The following is an 18,281-nucleotide window of genomic DNA, read 5'->3' as shown; positions in this document are numbered from 1 at the left end:
TTATCTCAATTAATCTAAGGTCATAAGATGAATTTCAAGATACATGACAAACTTGTTCATGAAGTTGAATCCCCGAAGGGATTACTATATCGAATGATTATCATTTATGCTTGCTGCATAACTGCCTTATTAACTGTGCTAGCTCTGGTCATAGGTGATACATCAAAATTAAATTTTTACTTTTTTATAAATACATGCACAGTAGCAGTGATGACATGGTTCATAAGAAAGTCATTTAATATTCATTCAAGGGAAGCGCATTTATTGGTGTTTAGGATTAGCTTATTTTTTCTACTAAACTCATCTCTTGCCTCTATGGCTGGAGGAATGAACCTAATCGATAGGGATACGGCTTCCTTGATAGCTGCTATTCTTTATGTGCCGGCTATGCTTATGATTATCTATTCATTCAGGAAATTCATAAATTACGTTAATCATAATTACAAATCAGCTGTGAATCTCTCCTTAACAGATGAACTAACAGGCTTACCAAACAGAAGACATTTGAATATTAAGCTGAGGGAAATTGAAAATAGACTTGCGACAATTTGTATTGCTGATATTGATCATTTTAAAAGAATAAATGATACATACGGTCATGACGCTGGTGATAGGGTATTAAGAAATACAGGGTTAATACTGAGTAATTTGGCAAACGATAATGTTTTTATTTCCAGATCGGGTGGCGAAGAGTTTGCAATTGTCATTATTGATCATGCCAGTGCAGAAGGTATCGTAAGAAAAATAAAAGAATCAGTTTCATATGATTGTAATGGTACTTTTAAAATCTCATTTAGTATAGGAGTTGCAATCAAACAGAAGCACGAATCATCATCATCCACAATAACTGCTGCGGATGATGCACTGTATCAGGCAAAAAGATCTGGAAGAGACCGTATAATATATTCTTCGCGTTTTAATAATTAATTATATTGAGAGGTAAGAGGGCAATACTGCCCTCTTGAGTGGCAGCATTCTATACCCGACTTGTAAGTCTATGGCATATTTTCAATTCTCACCAAAGATACGTTTTCTCGAAAAAATACGTTAATTGTTTAAGTGCGTGAATTGAAATCTTCTTTGAGAGTATGCTTGCCTGCGGTAAATGTTGTATCCCAGAATGGCAAGCACTTCCACTGCTTCTCACTGAGGCACCAGTCTCGGTCGGGTTGTCTATGCATAGCTTGGGCAGAATGGTGGAGTGTGAAACACCAGGGGCGTTTCCTTAGGTACTGGGAGACAACTGCAATACGGCCGTTGTGCATTGTTGCTACGACAGCTAGATGATCGCGATACACAGGGCAAACTAAGATTTATTCGACAAAAAATAACATAAAAAGGGTTGTATCCTACGACACTTTTACTCAATGTATGCGTCGAATATTTCAGTCTATTACGATAAGTAAGTCCTCAGGGCTGAAATCAATACGTAAAAAATATGATAGGGGTTATTTTTGTGGAAACCAAAAACAAGCTAACGTTGTTTATAGTAATTTTCATGCTGGCCGGCATTATTTCAGGAGCAATAATCCATTCTTACGCTTCGTCAGATACTATCCAATCATGGGCTGGAAACATTACTCTTTTTACCGATTTATTTTTACGGCTGATAAAAATGGTGATTGCACCATTAGTTTTTAGCACGTTAACCGTGGGCATCATGCGTCTTGGTGAGACTGCTACTATAGGTAGGGTCGGTGGCAAGGCAATGATTTGGTTCATTATTTCATCGATTTTTTCTATTCTGGTTGGTCTCTTTATTGTTACTATTTTCCATCCTGGTAGTGGCTTAAATCTGGCTATCCCAAAAGAGTCAGTTGATACGGGCCTGGCCGTAAGCGGGATGAATCTTAAAGCGTTTTTATCGCATACCATTCCAACCAGTATAACCGAAGCAATGGCTAGCAATGAAATATTGCAAATTGTTGTATTTTCATTGTTTTTTGGTATCGCAGGTGCGTCTCTTGGTGAAAAATTCAATGCTCCGTTGGTAGCTTCGCTTAGCGTTGTGTCACATATTATGCTCAAAATGACAGGCTATGTGATGTATGTAGCGCCATTAGCCATTTTTGCGGCAATATCGTCTGTTATAGCTACTCAAGGTCTAGGTATCCTACTAAATTATGCCTCTTTTATCGGAGGATATTATGTCGCTATTATGTTGACCAGCGTGATGTTATTGTCGGTAGGTTACATTGTTCTTAAGAAAGAGGTTTTCCGTCTGTTGAATATGCTTAAAGATCCAGTTCTGGTTGCTTTTACAACAAGCAGTTCTGAGGCCGCGTATCCGAAGACACTGGAGCAATTGGAGAAGTTTGGTTGCTCACGTAATATTGCCTCATTCGTTCTACCTATTGGTTATTCGTTTAACCTCGTCGGTTCAATGGTTTACTGCTCTTTTGCATCAGTCTTTATTGCCCAGGCATATAACATCCATCTTAATTTTACAGAAACTACCATGATGATGCTGACATTGATGTTGGCTTCAAAAGGGATTGCAGGAGTGCCACGCTCTGCCCTTGTGGTTCTGGCTGCGACGATCCCAAGCTTCAATATCCCGGTTGCAGGAATTTTGTTGTTAATGGGAATCGACCACTTCCTTGATATGGGGCGTTCGGCAATTAATGTGCTTGGTAATGGTATTGCCACAGCTATGTTATCGAAGAACGAAGGTTCTGAGCCGGAATCAGTTAAATTGCAGACTGAATTCTGATAGTAAAACCGCTCTCTTGAATAGGGAGCGGCTAATTTCCTGCCGTTGATTAGCACATCTCGATGTTTGTAATGTCTTCATAAGCCACATGAGGACCTCCCCATGAAGAAGCAATATTCCCACTAACAGAACATCGTAACTATCCGTGAGGCTGAAGCCGGGGTTTATGCACGTGAACTCAGTAACAAACATGCTATTACCGATGCCACGTTTTAGATATGGCCTGAAAAAGTGTGGTGGGTGGTATGGAGGAGTTTCAGGTGGCTCTAGGGCGAAAGTGCTGACAATGGACCAGAGGCTGTAAGTGATAGTGCTGATATCTTGTGCTATCTCACTGTCGCAACGTTATGCCTGAAGACTAACAGTTTTGTCGCTGTAGACCTGCCGCTATGACGCTCAACGTCCAGTTGTGATTGTACATTTATCAAGGCGCTTCACTAATGCTGGCATTTTAGCTACCTGCTTAATTTGGAGGATTATCATTAATAGCTATATTGAACCAACCGCATCCAGATAGATTAATTACGAAATATCTTAATGATTATAAGAGTACGCTGCGTTCACTTGCCCAGATCTTGGTATCTCGCAGTCAGCTTTGAGCAAGGTGGTAGCAGGTAAAATGGCGATTAGCCAAGAGAAGGCGGTACGCCTCGAAGCGTGAATAGGCATAGCAGCACGCCTTTGGATTGCTAAGCCGGCAACTTAAGATCCCAGTAAAGCATATGTAAAAAGAAATATTTCTCATGTTGTTCCATCGTCTTATGCTCAAACCACTCTAATACACTAAAAAGAATCGCGCCTTCGCGAGGCTTTTTTTTAAAATCGTACAGTTTGGCCAACGTCTCGCAAGCCAGCTTTGGTCAAAAATTCGCATAGTATTCGCGAAGGGGGGCGGACGATTTCTTGGACGTAATGGAGAGAGTTAATGCAGGCTTATGTTAAGTCGAGAATTAACTGTATCAACGGGGGTTACAATTAACGCCAGACCAAATGGCGAAGAACGTCCTGTGACTGATTAAGAATACGGATCACTGTGATAGCAGTATCGGAGGGAATGAAGAAAATCACATGTTTCTCAATCGGTAAGGAAAAAATGTGTTCGCCTAATTCTGGTCTTAGAGAACCGATCTCATGGGTTGCTAGCACATCAAATATGTCGGAAAAACGGCTGATATAATCGTCTGCTTTAACGACGCCAAAATTTTCCTGACTATACGACCAGATATCTTCCAAATCTTCGTTTGCTTTAGGCGTCAGGTTAATTTCTTTCATGCAGTCGGACCTTTCCTTTTACTCGCTGCAGGAATGAGTTCTTATCCCATGTCTCTGGCGTTCCGCTGCTAACGCCCTCAGCCAATAAATCGCGCAAAGTTTGCAGGTGGGATTCCGCCTGTTTTTCACGTAACAGGCGCAGTGCATCGCGAAGTACTTCACTTTGCGTTCTGTAATCCCCGGATTGAACAAGAGAATCGATGAATTCCCGTAGTTCTTCACCAAGGTCAACTGTCATAGTTCTAGCCATAATTACCTCTTGTAAGACTATCTCTTACAATGATTATAATTTTGTCTCCCCCAAAGTGCCAGTCAATATTTTTGGCTATTAGTTGAAGACTATACTATCAAACGCCCTAAATAAGACCATAAGTGCCTGTACGGGCCTTTTGAATTTGGTGACGGATAGCCTGGAAAAACAATAGCGTGTAGCGTCAATGTGATCTCCTCCCTGAAAACAGTGATCTCCTCCCTGAAAACAGTTGATCTCCTCCCTGAAAACAGTGCCAGCCTAAACTAAAGTATCCGGTCTTTCTTTCATCTCACTGAGAGGCATATCAACCATGAAAAAGACCCGTTATACCGAAGAACAGATAGCATTCGCCCTTAAACAGGCCGAAACAGGCACTCGGGTGGAGGAAGTGTGCAGAAAGATGGGTATTTCTGAAGCCACTTTTTATAACTGGAAGAAAAAATTTGGCGGTATGGGCGTAACAGAACTGCGCCGTTTGCGGCAGCTTGAGGACGAAAACCAACGGTTTAAGCGTCTGGTGGCGGACCTCAGTCTGGATAAGGAAATGCTCCAGGATGTCATTCGAAAAAAGTTCTGAGGCCCATTCAGAAGCGTGAAGCGGTGACTTACCTGCTGGACGCCTATCGTATCGGGCTGCGTCGTGGTTGCCGTTTAATGATGCAGAGTCGCACGGTATACCTCTATCGCAGTTGTCGTGATGACAGGGCCCTGACTCACCGGATAAGAGAAATTGCGGAGACACGGATCCGCTATGGTTGCCCGCGCATTCATATTCTTTTGCGCAGGGAAGGCTGGTTAGTCAACCACAAGAAAACCCACCGAATTTACTGTCAGGAAGGACTGAATCTGCGAGCAAAACGCCCACTCAGGCATGTTACAGCCAGGCACCGACACGCCCGTCCAGAAGTGACCGCATTAGATCAGTGCTGGAGCATGGATTTTGTTGCTGATAATCTGTTCAACGGGCGTCGGATACGTGCCCTAACTGTAGTGGATAATTTTAGTCGTGAATGCCTGGCGATCGAAGTTGGTCAGGGGCTGCGCGGAGAGGATGTGGTGGCTGTTATGGAGCGCCTGAAACAAATGCAGCACCGTATACCACACCGGTTGCAGACGGATAATGGCAGCGAATTTATCTCTAAAGCGCTTGACCGATGGGCATACGAAAATAAGGTGACAATGGACTTCTCACGGCCCGGCAGACCGACAGATAATGCTCTGGTCGAGTCATTCAACGGGAGCCTGCGCGATGAGTGTTTGAATGTGCACTGGTTCCTGTCACTGGAAGATGCTCAGGAGAAGATCGAGCACTGGCGGCAGGAATATAACCAGTACCGGCCACATTCCTCATTAAATAACCAGACTCCGGAAGAATTTGTCCGAAGCCTGCAAACAGACCCGGATCTCTGATTTATCCTGGCATCAATATTGGGAAGGGATCAAACAGACCCGGATCTCTGATTTATCCTGGCATCAATATTGGGAAGGGATCACTGTTTTCAGGGAGGAGATCAGAGGAGATCAATACCACTTCAGGGTGAGAAATATGCCGTTCTGTTCCTGATTACAGCCAAGATTGTGATTTATTTAACAAAGCCCCCAGCCATTTAGGGCTATTTTTCATCCTACTCTAACTATAAAGAGTTACTCCTCGTTATAAAGTTTGCCGACAATTCGCCGATAATATTATTGTATCGGTAACCATAAAAAATTGTTGACGCCGATACACATCTCACAGGAGGGTCACTTCAGCAAGCTGTTGTTAAAATGCCCCACTGGATGTCTTTAAATTTATTATTTACACCATGAACCAAATTCGTAATATTAAAATTCGGAAAATGGTCTTGTTAATATTCACTTTCCCATCTTAATAAGGCCGAAGGCGGACTTTTTCTTTGTATGCGCTTAAAGAGTTAAAAGTTGAACAGGGTGCGGGGCTTGCCGTGGTGGTTAACGAGCTGCGCCATCTGGCACAGAGCAGCGCGCTTGGGCAAAATAAATCGTGCGGCTGATTGCTGAATCCGTTGATAAAATTCATCTGAGGGTCGCAAGGGGGCAGGCGGGAGGTACAATCGTGCACATCATTAATACGGAGAATCAGGTGACGCAATTCATGTGTGAAGTCGCCTATGCATTGCAAGGACAAAGTCTGGGTATCCGCAAGGTCAGGCATGGACCGCGTGACGCCGCAAAATACGTTGCTGGTAGACAAGTCGTCCGCGTCATATCTCGAAGGACAGTCTCACAGGCTTAAGGAAATCGCGGCCATCTTTCAGATGATTCCCGCTGATGCCCACGTCGTACCGGAATTGACGACCGCTGTGCGACTGATTCGCTCAGACTCATCGGGTACGCATGCGAAAACCTCCCCTCAGGATCACTGGAAAACGTCCTGATGTGGGGTTTGGATGAGCCACAAAATACTTATTGCCACCTGCCGCTGACGAAGAAAAAGATTCCTGCAACGCGGGAGATAACTCAGACGTTTGTTACAAGGGGAGCTTTGCCATGTTGACTAATCTCATCAGCAACGAAAGTAAAAGACACGCGACGATCGGGTTGTTGAAAAGCCATGATAGGGAACGTGATGAAGCGTTAAAAAAATACACTCAGATGGTCTGCCAATTACTGAAGATGCCGATGAGTTTTGTATCCGTTCTCGATGATGAAAAACAATACATTAAATCAGCTCAGAATATCGCGGTCACGGAAACTGGCCTGGACGAGGCTTTTTGCGTACAGCCCCTAAAATACGGTAAGACCATTATTTGTCCTGATACGCATCAGCATCCGGCCTTTCGGAGCTATCGTGCGGTGAAAGAAGCACCCTTCATTCGTTTTTATGCGGGGTGTCCTCTTAAAAGTCAGGACGGGGTGACAATAGGCACCCTTTGCATATTAGATACTCAACCGAGGGTTATTTCAGACGAGCAGGTCGATATTTTTGAAAAGCTGGCCGGCCTGATTTCAGAATTTTTGGCATCCTGGTACGCTGTGGGTTATGTCGATATCGTCACTATGTTGCCAAACCGCCAGCGACTGCTAAAGGATATTGCTGTTTCGGCTGAGGATGCTTTCAGGCTTATCATCATTGACGGGATAGACATGCCATTTGCCTACTCCATGGAGCGCTCATTGGGGATGACTGCTGTAGAAAATCTACTCCGTGATATGGCCGCACAGTTCTCGGTTCGTCTGCCATTGTCGGGGCAGCTCTATGCAGTGGCGTTCGGAAGATTTGCCTTTCTAGCTCATGAGAAAACGGGGCCGACCCTGGATAACATCGCTCAGAACCTGCGGGGAACTCAAGCCAGGATCACCCCGGACGTCGCCCTGGATCTGAATATTCATATGGGTGACTCCGGGCTATGTGACAAAATGCTGACGCCGATTGAAATTCTGCGTCGTGCGGTCAGTGCATTGCATGAAGCTATTAGCCAAGACCATCGGTGCATAACCTATGATGATGTACTGGATACCCGCAAAAAGAGTGAGTTCAGCCTTCTGACCGGATTGAGGCAGGCGTTGCAGGAAGACCTGGGTTTATATCTGGTCTATCAGCCTAAGGTCTCACTGGTGACGGGCCGAGTGACGGGGGCTGAAGCATTGTTGAGATGGCAACACCCTGAACACGGCGAAGTGCCGCCGGGCGTATTTATTCCTCTGGTGGAAAATACCAGCCTGATGCGGGAGCTCACTGCGTGGGTGATCGATCATACTATCGCGCAACTAACCGTCTGGCGGAGCCGGGGGCTTTCTTTACATGTGTCCGTTAATCTGTCCGCCAGTGATTTTTCGCGGCCAAATTTTGCCGATGAGCTTGAACAGAAAATGCGGGATGCGCGTTTAGATCCGGCTCTACTTGGAGTTGAGTGTTTGGAGACGGAGAAAATGCTGGAAAGCCCGACAGCCCTTAACGGACTAGATATGCTGAAATTACGCGGGTTTAAGATATATCTTGATGACTTTGGGTCCGGCTACAGCAACATAAATTACCTTAGACAAATCCCGATTGACATTATCAAGCTTGATCGCTCTATCGTGAGTAACATTGCCCGCGACAAAGGCAGTCGCATCATTGTTCGCAACATAGTCAGGCTGCTTAAGCAGCTTGACTATGTTGTTCTGGCCGAAGGCGTGGAAGATGACAAAACGGTAAAGATATTGCGTGGACTGGGCTGCGATGAGGTACAGGGGTATATTTATGCCAAACCACTGCTACCCGAAGCTCTCGAAGTCTGGTATCACGATATGGAGCCTTTAATTAAAATTGTGTAATTGCCTTTTTTTGATATGTTCACTCCAACTGTGGAGGCAGGCAAATTATGGACGAAAAGAAGCTTAAGGCACTCGCTGCCTAATTGGCTAAAGGTATCAAAACCGAAGCTGACCTCAATGCATTTTCTCGTATGCTGACGAAGTTAACCGTCGAAACAGCACTGAATGCTGAACTGACAGAGCACCTCGGGCACGAGAAAAATGCCCCTAAATCAGGCTCGAATACCCGCAACGGCTATTCATCCAAAACGCTTTTGTGCGATGACGGCAAAATCGAGCTGAACACGCCACGTGACCGTGAAAATACCTTCGAGCCTCAACTCATAAAGAAAAACCAGACGCGTTTTACAGTCTATTTATTTCTTACATCCCAGTGGATGTTCCGATCCCTTATCCACTACAGGTTCAGGCGCAGGCGAACCATCCTGCATCCAGCGATCCCGTTGCCACTGGCCAAACTCACCATAAGGATAGCCACCCGGACCTGGCCGGCTCACCGTCTCAAGCACCTTTGAGGCCTCATCATTCAGAACAACATTTGTCATCCCGAGATTATCATTGAGATGTTCAAGCGATCGCGCTCCACAAATAGGTGCAATTACCCCCTGGCGATCGGCGATCCATCTCAGTGCCACCTGGGCGGGTGTTGCCCCTATTTCTCTGGCGATATAAGTTACCCTGTCGATAGTTGACCAGTTCCGCTCAGAACCCGCGTATTCTGCTGATACATATTGATAAAGTGGCTTTTCAGAGCCTGCCCGTGTGGCTGCTTCTGGGTTACTGCCTCGCTGATATTTTCCTGAAAGAAAACCGCCTGCAAGTGGAGACCAGGGCAGCAGCCCAATATTATTGTGCAATGCAGCGGGAACAATCTCCCACTCAATTTCTCGCGACAGCAGACTGTATTGAGGCTGCAACGTCACTGGGATATGCACACCCATAGTTTTAGCCGTCGACACCATCAGCTGAAGTTGCCAGCCGGTAAAGTTTGAAAGTCCGATATAATTTATTTTCCCCGACCGCACTGCATCATCGAGAAATTGCAGAGTCTCCTCGACGGGGGTTTTCATGTCAGAGGCATGGAGCTGGTACAAATCAACCTGTTCAATACCCAGTCGTTTCAGAGAAGCATCCAACGATCGCTGAAGGTTACGGCGTGATAATCCAGAATCATTGACATCGGGGCTCGGATTGAAACGGCCTTTGGTTGTCAATATCAGCCTGTTGGTAATATCTTTTGGTCGGGCGGCAAGCCAGCGACCAATAATTTCTTCAGATTCACCTCCTACATAAACATTAGAGGTATCAATCAGCGTCCCTCCTGCTTCAGTGAAGCGGTCAAGGATGCTGAATGCTTCAGACTCAGACGTTTCATCACCAAAATACATGGTACCCAGTGCCAGTTCGGATACAACAACGCCAGTTTTTCCTAATTTACGGTATTTCATATGTGAACACTCCTTACTGAGCAGGATATAACAGACGGGGCTTTACTTTATGGCCACATACACCGTCATGGCGGTGTTTACTGTATGCCCTGCATTTTTAAAAATCATTGGATAGCCGGGAAACGTAAATTCTTTCCGGCCTTCATTACTACGCTATTTTTCCTGCTTCGTGGCCCGATAAAGAATCTCGTTAACATCTACGTTTTCCGGCTGTTCAATGACAAACAAAAGCATACGGGCAAACGCGTCAGGTGGCAGAGCATAAGAAGAAGCGCTCTCCTGCAAGCTGTTACGTAGCTCACTACTACTGATACCGTCCATTAACCCGGTACAACTCGCGCCCGGTGAGATAATGGTCGTCCTTATATTATAAGGGGTGACTTCCTGCCTGATGCCTTCAGAAAAGGCCCGGACGGCGTATTTCGTAGCAGAATAAACTGCCGTGGTCGGGGCCACCCTGTGACCAGCAGTTGATGCCACGTTGATGATGTGCCCTGCACGTGCCGCCTTCATGTATGGCAGTGCGGCAGCTACACCGTAAAGAACTCCCTTAAGGTTAATATCAATCATACTGTCCCATTCCTCTACCTTAAGCTCCTCGACAAGCGACAGAGGCATAACGCCAGCATTATTAAGAATGACATCAATCTTTCCGTATTTATCGAAGGCAGTCTTTACGAGCCGTTTTACCTGTCCCCTGTCAGAAACATCAGTCTGAACAGCAACGGCTCGTCCCCCGGAAGCAGCAATCTCCTGAGCCAGCGCGAGTATTTTTTCTTTGCGACGAGCGCCCAGCACTACTGCGGCCCCTTTTTTAGCCAGCAGTCGGGCCGATGCTTCGCCAAGGCCGCTGCTGGCACCCGTGATCACAATAACTTTCTGACTGATATTCATTTTTGTTCCCTTAAAATCACACGGAGATGACGTATTTCAGACGCCTTAAAAATGCCTCACTGCCAAGGGGAAGCCTGGTTCAGGGAGGACTGAGCGAATCAAATGTGAGAAGGACTTCCGACCCCGGAGTTCGTGAAAAATCAGGCGCAAGCTGTGCTGCAATGGCGAGAACTGAGGTCGGGATTGCACCAGCCATCTCCATCTGGCGAACAGCCGCATCCTCGGTTCGTTCCGAACGACTACCGGTTACATCCATGACGACATAAACCGTGTAGCCTGCTTTCAGAGCCCCCAGAGCGGTCTGAAGGACGGCCACCTCGGTTGCATAGCCAGCAACAACAAGAGTTTTACGTTTATACGCCCCCAGGGCATCAACTAGTCGGGGTTCCATAAACGTGCCAGCCATTACGCGTCGAACAGTATTCTTTGGCGAAACATAAGGTGTTAAAGCCGGAAGATTCCTGCCAGGTTTGCCCTGGACGGGCACAATTGAAAACGTCACCGGCACATGAGTCAGCCGTGCCACCTGTGCAAGCACAGCCGCATTCGCTGTTAATGCGGCAGGTTGTATAGTCCGGCTGCTGCTAATAAGCTCTGGCTGCAAATCTACAAATAGAATCTGAACATCCCGAGCATCCAGAATTCCGTTGCCGCTATTCTCCGTGAGCATTTGTCTGACCTGAAGATTTTCGACAGCCGCTACTGCATGCTCTGTAGTTATGCTGAGTACCAGAATCACTATGCCCATCAGCAACGACGCTCCCTTCAATCCTTTTTTAATACTGCCTTCAGTGGTGGATGAAAGTCGCATCGGGTTGTGGTTATACCTGCTTTGATTGACGGTCATATCGAAAGAACTCCACAAATATTTTCTGAAAAGGTGCATTCCGCTTCAGGGTTAAGGTAGTCGTCACGCATCACAAGCGACGCTGTTCTGCTTCTCCGGACGAATACCTGAAAAGATTAACAGTGAGGCTATCAGCAAGATTATGCCGCTGCCCGCGATGGGACCGTAGGCCCCTGCACTGTCCATCAGGATCCCACCTAGGCCCGCGCCTGCGGTTATCGCCAGTTGAATTGCTGCGACTTGCAGTCCACCTCCGCTTTCTGTTTCGTCGGGGACTGCATCTGTCAGCCAGGTTGTCCAGGCCACCGGAACAGCACCAAACAGGAATCCCCACATTACGACCCACAAAGAGACCAGTGGCGTGACATGGCCAGTAAATATAAAGGCGAAAGCCAGGACTGACATGCACAGCGGGACCAGAGCGAGGATTAAGCGCAGATTGCGGCGCATCATATAACCGGCAAAAGACGTGCCTGCTATGCTGGCTATACCGAAGCCAAATAACAGCGTCGAAACGCCATTCACACCAAAACCCGAAACATTTTCAAGGGAAGGCCGCAGATAGGTAAAGAAAGCGAAGTGCCCACCGAAGACCAGTGCCATCCCCAGCATCCCCATGCCTATTTGTGGTTTTTTCAGCAGGCTGAACAGGGTGGATATTTTTGACTGACCGCTCGGTTTCATGGCCGGTAGTACGCGATATTGCCAGGCAAACCCCACCACGCCGAGGATAGCAACTGAAGCAAATACTCCACGCCAGCCAATAATACTGCCGAGCCATGTCCCAACGGGTGCAGAGACTGCCATGGCGACAGAAACACCCCCAAAAATGACCGAAAGCGCCTGCGGAATTTGCGCTGCCGGGACCAGCCGCATCGTTATAGCTGCAGCCATTGACCAAAAACCTCCCAGTGCCACCCCGAGAATCACTCTCCCAACAATCAGCATGGTGAAGTCGGTGGCCATACTGACCAGTGCATTAGATGCAATAAAAAACACCATAAACATCAACATAACCAGACGACGGTCCAGTCGCCGCGTAGCAGAAGCGATAAACAAACTCGATATCATCCCGACTAATGACGTCGCACTGACTGCCTGACCGGCCATACCCTCGCTGACATGAAGTGCAGACGCAACCGGGGTCAGTAAGCTGATGGGCAACAATTCTGCCGTCACAAGACTAATCACGCTAAATGAAAGAGAAAATACAGCTCCCCATTTTGCTGTTACCTGGTCTAGAGGCGTTTTGTCTGTGGATGGAGGCTGGTTCATAGTAAATATTCCTCCGGTTTTAAACTCCGGTATATAAAAGGTTAACCGAGAGTTTAAGATATGCTTTGCCATCTAAGAAGTGGCATACTTAGATAAGAGGCATGAGGAAAATTAATAATGAGTGCAGTTAATTTTAATGGTTTGTCGGTATTTATTGTTGTTGCCCGTGAGAGAAGCTTTACCCGTGCAGCGGCAGCGCTCGGTATATCGCAGTCTGCAGTCAGCCACAACATCAATGCGGTGGAGGAGAAGTTAGGTATACGACTTTTAACACGTACCACGCGCGGAGCAGCCCCGACAGAAGCAGGAGAACGTCTTCTGTCAAATCTGGCACCTTACTACGCGGGTATTGAAACCGAACTTGCCGCTTTGACTGAATTACGCGAGAAACCGTCAGGCACGGTCCGAATAAGCGCACATGACCATGCTGCAACGACCATTCTTTGGCCGAAACTCCGGACGCTGTTACGTGACTATCCGGATATCACCATCGAAATCAACATTGAATACGGGCTGATTGATATCGTTGCTGAACGTTTTGATGCAGGAGTCCGGAATGGCAATCAAATTGCTAATGACATGATCGCTATGCGAATCTCGCCTGATTACCGGATGTTAGTGGTCGGCTCACCTGACTATTTTAAACAACATTCAATCCCCCGAACACCTCACGATTTGATGAAGCATAACTGTGCAAATCTCCGGCTTTCAACCCACCGAGGTCTCTATCCCTGGGAGTTTGAGAAGGAGGGGAAAAGTCTGAATGTTCAAGTTCCAGGACAAATGATTTTTAACACCTCACCGCAACTTCTGACCGCTGCCCTTGAGGGAGATGCTTTAGCTTACGCTCCTGAAGATGTGGTACAGCCCTGGATCAGTAAGGGGGAACTCATCGCCGTACTCGAAGACTGGAGTCCACTGAGTCCCGGCTATCATCTCTATTATCCCAGCCGAAAGCACTCTTTACCTGCTTTTCGGTTGGTTTTGGATGCCCTGCGTGACTGAGATTTAAACATACCTATATTCTTCTGCTGTTCTCCCCAATACCGAAATATACGTAAGCGGCTCATTTAGACCGTCTGTTGGTCTCCCTCCGGTTCGGAGACAATAATGTCCATCATTTATGTAGTGCGCCCCAAAAGTTAGACACCAGATCGAAAACTGAGGGCGCATGGCAAAATTTTCATTGAAATTCAAACAGGAAGTTGCAGAAAAATACTTAGAGGACGAGTTGAGTCTGAAATCTGTAGCTAGGATGTACAACATCAGTCCCTGCACGGTAAGAAAGTGGGCGTATGCCTACCGGGAGCATGGGATAGGCATCCTTACGGGTAAAAAGGGGCGTTATTCTGTGGATTTAAAACTTACGGTAGTAAAGGAAGTCGTGGACGATGGCTTTTCTGTTCGTGAAACTGCAGTAGCACATGGGATACCAGCTTTCGGAACTGTATGTACCTGGCTTGAAAAATATAGAAAATATGGTGAGGATGCATTCATCCAAAAAAATAAAAAGATCATCCCTGTGCCCGATGAAAACGTCAATCCAGCCACTCCCCGATCAGCATTAACTGAAAATGAGCGAGAGGAACTTGAGCTGCTCAGAGTAGAGAATGCCTATTTAAAAAAGCTGAAGGCCTTGGTTCAGGAGAAAACATGCTCAGCACTCAAGAAAAAGTGAGTATTGTTAATGAACTAAGGCAGGAGTGGTCATTGTCCCGGTTGTTAATCGCCGCAAAGCTGCCCCGGAGCACATTCTACTATCATGCCAAACGTCTTGTTGCCCCGGGTCGATATCAGTCTGCCAGGACGCTTGTGCTGAAAATCTATCACCAGCATAAAGGTCGCTATGGTTACAGGCGGATCAGACTGGCATGTCGTAACGAAGGGATTTTACTTAATGGCAAAACCGTCAGAAAACTAATGAAAGAGCTAGGCATTAGCAGTCTGATCCGCGTCAAAAAATACCGTTCATATAAAGGAGAACAAGGAAGAATCTGCGATAATCTCCTGAAACGCCAGTTTGGTGCGGAACACCCCAACGAAAAATGGGTAACGGATGTCACTGAATTTAAAGTGAATGGTAAGAAACTGTACTTGTCCCCCATCATGGATCTTTATAATGGCGAAATCATTGCTTATAACCTCGCTACCCGCCCCTTACCATCAATGGTGAAAGCCATGCTCACTGATGCTTTAAAAGTGCTGACTGAAGGGGAGCACCCATTGTTGCACAGCGATCAGGGGTGGCAATACCAGATGCCGCGATGGCAACGCTGGCTAAAGGACAATGACATAATCCAAAGCATGTCGCGCCGTGGAAATTGTCTTGATAATGCGGCTATAGAGAGCTTTTTCGGGACATTGAAATCCGAATGTTATTACCTCAATGAATATAAAAATGTGGACGACTTGAGGCAAGACATCATCGGATACATTGATTATTATAACCGATTGAGGATAAAGGAAAAGCTTGGAGGTCTTAGCCCAGTGCAATATAGACTAAGGCAAGCAGCATAAGGTTGTCCAAGATCTGGGGCGCAGATCATTTATAATGGACATTATTGCTGTGAAATATCGGACTTTGATTATCGAGGCTCTGCACTTACATTTTGATGAGCACTTATCCCGACTTGAAGCCGGGCGACGGCTTGGTATCCCCAAAAGTTCCATCTGCGATCTCTTCGTTCGCTTCAGAAAGCAGGGGATGAGCTGGCCCTTGCCTTCTGACATAACCTTCGAGAAATTCGAATCTCTACTTTATCCTGCGCGCGCAACAACCATCCAGACTGAGGTATCCGATGTCCCTGAGCCTGCTGCACGCAAACGACCACGTCGACCGAATTTTCCCCATGAATTTAAAATAACCCTGGCAGAAAAGTCGCTTCAACCCGGTGCCAATGTAGCGCAACTGGCGCGGGAGCACGGCATCAACGACAACCTGTTGTTCAACTGGCGTAACCTTTACAGGCGTGGGCTGCTGCGGCCACGGGGTAATGAACCATTACTCCTGCCCGTCACACTGACTGAAACTACTACGGTAGCTGAACAACCAGCACCGATTATGTCGCAACACTCAGTTGAAGAACCCTACTGCGAGCTGGAGCTTCCTTCCGGAAGACTGCGTATGCCACAGCCGCTACGCCAGTCTTCCGCCCGCAAACCGTTACCAGCCTCGCTTCCACGTGAAACCCGCACGCTGCCGCCAACGGAAACCGCCTGTCCGGCGTGCGGTGGTGGCCTTAGCCCACTCGGCTGCGATGTGTCGGAGCAACTGGAGCTCATCAGCAGCGCCTTTAAGGTTATCGAAACGCAGCGGCCAAAACTGGCCTGCTGGCACGCATCGTCACGGCGAAGTTCGCGGAACACATACCTCAACCGCCAGTCTGAGATATACCGCCGACAGGGCGTGGAGCTAAGTCGTGCCACGCTGGGGCGCTGGTCCGGTGCGGTGAGCGAACTGCTGGAGCCTATCTGGGACCTGTTACGTCAGTATGTGCTGATGCCGGGGAAGGTGCATACCGATGACATCCCGGTGCCAGTACAGGAGCCGGGCAGTGGCAAAACCCGGACGGGCCGGTTGTGGGTATACGTGCGGGATGACCGCAACGCGGGTTCACCGCTACCGCCGGCGGTATGGTTCGCCTACTCGCCTGACCGCAAGGGTGTTCATCCACAACAACACCTGGCTGGGTACAGCGGGATCCTACAGGCAGATGCGTACGGCGGCTACAATGCGCTTTACGAAGAAGGGCGCATAACCGAAGCAGCGTGTATGGTGCACGCCCGCCGGAAAATCCACGATGTACACGTCCGCATCCCGACAGACATCACAACGGAAGCACTGAAGCGCATCGGTGAGCTGTACGCCATCGAAGCAGATATACGCGGCAGCCCGGCAGCCGAGCGTCTGACGGTCAGAAAAAGCAGAACCCTCCCGCTGATGCAGTCGCTGTACGGCTGGATACAGGAGCAGATGGACAGCCAGATTTTGTCCCTGTATGCCAAAGGTATGACGACCCGTGAGATCGTCGCCACCTTCAAAGAAATGTACGATGCGGATGTCTCGCCTGCGTTGATATCAAAAGTCACCGACGCGGTTAAAGAGCAGGTTATCGAGTGGCAAAATCGGCCTCTGGAGTCTCTCTATCCCATTGTTTATCTTGACTGTATCGTGGTAAAGGTTCGTCACAATGGTTCTGTCATTAACAAAGCCGTCTTCCTCGCGCTGGGTATTAATACCGAAGGTCAAAAGGAACTGCTGGGCATGTGGATAGCGGAAAATGAAGGCGCGAAGTTCTGGCTTAATGTCCTGACTGAACTCAAAAATCGAGGTCTTCAGGATATCCTGATTGCCTGTGTCGATGGCCTGAAGGGCTTCCCCGATGCCATAAACAGCGTATATCCCCAGACGCATATTCAGCTTTGCATCATCCACATGGTGCGTAACAGCCTGAAATACGTGTCATGGAAGGACTACAAAGGTGTCACCAGCGGGCTGAAAGCCGTATACCAGTCACCGACGGAAGATGGGGCGTTGCAGGCGCTGGAAGACTTCGCAGGCCTCTGGGACGATAAATATCCGCAGATCAGCAAAAGCTGGCTTGCGCACTGGGAGAATCTGAATACGTTCTTCGGTTACCCGCCGGATATTCGCAAAGCGATCTACACCACGAATGCCATCGAATCGCTGAACAGCGTGATCCGCCAGGCAATCAAGAAACGTAAGGCATTCCCGACGGATGACTCGGTGCGTAAAGTGATTTACCTTGCGATCCAGTCGGCGTCGAAAAAATGGAGCATGCCGATCCAGAACTGGCGGCTGGCGATGAGTCGTTTTATTATCGAGTTCGGCGACCGCATTGACGGTCACCTTTAATTAATCGGGTGGCAGTTACACAGAATGATTTACAGGGTCGTTAAAGCCGCATGAGCGGCTTCGTCTATTTGGACAAACGTCGCTACCAACGTCAGATAATGTCCACCCTAACAAGCCGGTGATAGCTGCTTTTTACCTGCAAAATGCTCCCCTGCACCGTGAGCTGGACGTTGTCCCCCGGCTGCAGGAAAGCAACACTTTCAGCCAGCGTGATATTGTCTGTAGCAACCCGAAGCCATCCGTTTTCCTAGCGGACCCCTTTTACTTTGCCCCCGCGCTGACATCGGGTTGCACCGCGTACAATTTGGCTTTTGATCCGCGCTCAGCCATAAGCTGCGTTCCCTTGGCGATGTCCGTATAAATCTTCTTCGCGTCGAAGCCGGGGGAAGGGCCGGATCAGAGAAGTCGACGCTCTCTAGTACTTG

12 protein-coding genes and 3 pseudogenes are annotated in these 18,281 nt (G+C 47.6%); 9 read left to right on the top strand and 6 right to left on the bottom strand.

Annotated features, from left to right (window positions below; translation table 11 throughout):
- Nucleotides 1-93 precede the first annotated feature (93 nt).
- Nucleotides 94-927, top strand: a complete 834-nt coding sequence (locus BV494_RS24085) for a GGDEF domain-containing protein (RefSeq protein ID WP_226790148.1) — start codon at nt 94-96, stop codon at nt 925-927.
- Nucleotides 928-1,456: 529 nt separating this feature from the next.
- The gene (locus BV494_RS24080; protein WP_104925473.1) at nt 1,457-2,713 is read left to right on the top strand and encodes a dicarboxylate/amino acid:cation symporter; all 1,257 of its coding nucleotides are present in this window, start codon (nt 1,457-1,459) and stop codon (nt 2,711-2,713) included.
- Between the two features lie 975 nt (nt 2,714-3,688).
- On the opposite strand, the gene BV494_RS24070 is transcribed toward BV494_RS24080, so the two are convergent.
- Both BV494_RS24070 and BV494_RS24065 read right to left on the bottom strand, forming a co-directional pair.
- Nucleotides 3,689-3,985 carry a type II toxin-antitoxin system RelE/ParE family toxin gene (locus tag BV494_RS24070; RefSeq protein ID WP_104925332.1) on the bottom strand — a complete coding sequence of 99 codons (297 nt, stop codon included), beginning with the start codon at nt 3,983-3,985 and terminating at the stop codon, nt 3,689-3,691.
- Nucleotides 3,972-4,235, bottom strand: a complete 264-nt coding sequence (locus tag BV494_RS24065) for a type II toxin-antitoxin system ParD family antitoxin (protein WP_104925331.1) — start codon at nt 4,233-4,235, stop codon at nt 3,972-3,974. The genes BV494_RS24070 and BV494_RS24065 overlap by 14 nt, the downstream gene beginning before the upstream one ends.
- A 313-nt stretch (nt 4,236-4,548) precedes the next feature.
- On the opposite strand from BV494_RS24065, the gene BV494_RS24060 reads away from it, so the two are divergent.
- The 3 genes and pseudogenes from BV494_RS24060 to BV494_RS24045 form a co-directional block, all read left to right on the top strand.
- A protein-coding gene (locus BV494_RS24060; protein ID WP_104925330.1) for an IS3 family transposase occupies nt 4,549-5,648 on the top strand; the annotation gives its coding sequence in 2 pieces (ribosomal slippage) (nt 4,549-4,810 and nt 4,810-5,648; 1,101 coding nt in all).
- A gap of 1,098 nt (nt 5,649-6,746) precedes the next feature.
- Nucleotides 6,747-8,516, top strand: coding sequence for a sensor domain-containing phosphodiesterase (locus BV494_RS24050; RefSeq protein ID WP_104925328.1), 1,770 nt, complete (start codon nt 6,747-6,749; stop codon nt 8,514-8,516).
- Between the two features lie 83 nt (nt 8,517-8,599).
- Nucleotides 8,600-8,866, top strand: a pseudogene (locus BV494_RS24045) (transposase); the annotation flags it as partial.
- Nucleotides 8,867-8,872: 6 nt separating this feature from the next.
- Here BV494_RS24045 and BV494_RS24040 read toward each other — a convergent pair.
- The 4 genes from BV494_RS24040 to BV494_RS24025 all read right to left on the bottom strand — a co-directional run bounded on the left by BV494_RS24040 (nt 8,873) and on the right by BV494_RS24025 (nt 12,980).
- On the bottom strand, nt 8,873-9,964 hold the full coding sequence (locus tag BV494_RS24040) for an aldo/keto reductase (RefSeq protein ID WP_104925327.1): 1,092 nt from the start codon (nt 9,962-9,964) through the stop codon (nt 8,873-8,875).
- Nucleotides 9,965-10,117: 153 nt separating this feature from the next.
- The gene (locus BV494_RS24035) at nt 10,118-10,858 is read right to left on the bottom strand and encodes an SDR family oxidoreductase (protein ID WP_104925326.1); all 741 of its coding nucleotides are present in this window, start codon (nt 10,856-10,858) and stop codon (nt 10,118-10,120) included.
- A 79-nt stretch (nt 10,859-10,937) separates the two neighbouring features.
- Complete coding sequence (locus BV494_RS24030; RefSeq protein WP_192938234.1) at nt 10,938-11,705, bottom strand: isochorismatase family protein; 768 nt, start codon at nt 11,703-11,705, stop codon at nt 10,938-10,940.
- A 63-nt stretch (nt 11,706-11,768) separates the two neighbouring features.
- Entirely contained in the window at nt 11,769-12,980 is a 1,212-nt protein-coding gene (locus tag BV494_RS24025; protein WP_104925324.1) for an MFS transporter, read from the bottom strand.
- A gap of 117 nt (nt 12,981-13,097) precedes the next feature.
- Between BV494_RS24025 and BV494_RS24020 the strand changes: the two genes are divergently transcribed.
- The 4 genes and pseudogenes from BV494_RS24020 to BV494_RS26300 all read left to right on the top strand — a co-directional run.
- The gene (locus BV494_RS24020) at nt 13,098-13,985 is read left to right on the top strand and encodes a LysR family transcriptional regulator (protein WP_104925323.1); all 888 of its coding nucleotides are present in this window, start codon (nt 13,098-13,100) and stop codon (nt 13,983-13,985) included.
- Nucleotides 13,986-14,151: 166 nt separating this feature from the next.
- Nucleotides 14,152-15,497 (top strand): IS3 family transposase gene (locus tag BV494_RS24015; protein WP_104925322.1). Its coding sequence is split into 2 segments (ribosomal slippage): nt 14,152-14,611 and nt 14,611-15,497, totalling 1,347 coding nucleotides; the frame shifts between segments, so codons are not numbered across the junction.
- A 34-nt stretch (nt 15,498-15,531) separates the two neighbouring features.
- A pseudogene (tnpC, locus tag BV494_RS26305) lies at nt 15,532-16,956 on the top strand (IS66 family transposase); the annotation flags it as partial.
- Nucleotides 16,954-17,856 (top strand): annotated as a pseudogene (locus BV494_RS26300) (IS256 family transposase); the annotation flags it as partial. The pseudogenes tnpC and BV494_RS26300, both read left to right, overlap by 3 nt.
- Nucleotides 17,857-18,281 lie beyond the last annotated feature (425 nt).

The sequence above is a fragment of the Rahnella sikkimica genome, assembly GCF_002951615.1.
Classification (GTDB): Bacteria; Pseudomonadota; Gammaproteobacteria; order Enterobacterales; family Enterobacteriaceae; genus Rahnella; species Rahnella sikkimica.
Note: the sequence above shows the minus strand (reverse complement) of the source record. Positions and strands in the feature narration are given on the sequence as shown.

What these genes read in the sequence shown, in the direction of transcription:
- BV494_RS24085 (WP_226790148.1), top strand. Translation starts at nt 94, where the DNA reads ATGATTATCATTTATGCTTGCTGCATAACTGCCTTATTAACTGTGCTA.
- BV494_RS24070 (WP_104925332.1), bottom strand. Translation starts at nt 3,985, where the DNA reads ATGAAAGAAATTAACCTGACGCCTAAAGCAAACGAAGATTTGGAAGAT.
- BV494_RS24065 (WP_104925331.1), bottom strand. Translation starts at nt 4,235, where the DNA reads ATGGCTAGAACTATGACAGTTGACCTTGGTGAAGAACTACGGGAATTC.
- BV494_RS24050 (WP_104925328.1), top strand. Translation starts at nt 6,747, where the DNA reads ATGTTGACTAATCTCATCAGCAACGAAAGTAAAAGACACGCGACGATC.
- BV494_RS24040 (WP_104925327.1), bottom strand. Translation starts at nt 9,964, where the DNA reads ATGAAATACCGTAAATTAGGAAAAACTGGCGTTGTTGTATCCGAACTG.
- BV494_RS24035 (WP_104925326.1), bottom strand. Translation starts at nt 10,858, where the DNA reads ATGAATATCAGTCAGAAAGTTATTGTGATCACGGGTGCCAGCAGCGGC.
- BV494_RS24030 (WP_192938234.1), bottom strand. Translation starts at nt 11,705, where the DNA reads ATGACCGTCAATCAAAGCAGGTATAACCACAACCCGATGCGACTTTCA.
- BV494_RS24025 (WP_104925324.1), bottom strand. Translation starts at nt 12,980, where the DNA reads ATGAACCAGCCTCCATCCACAGACAAAACGCCTCTAGACCAGGTAACA.
- BV494_RS24020 (WP_104925323.1), top strand. Translation starts at nt 13,098, where the DNA reads ATGAGTGCAGTTAATTTTAATGGTTTGTCGGTATTTATTGTTGTTGCC.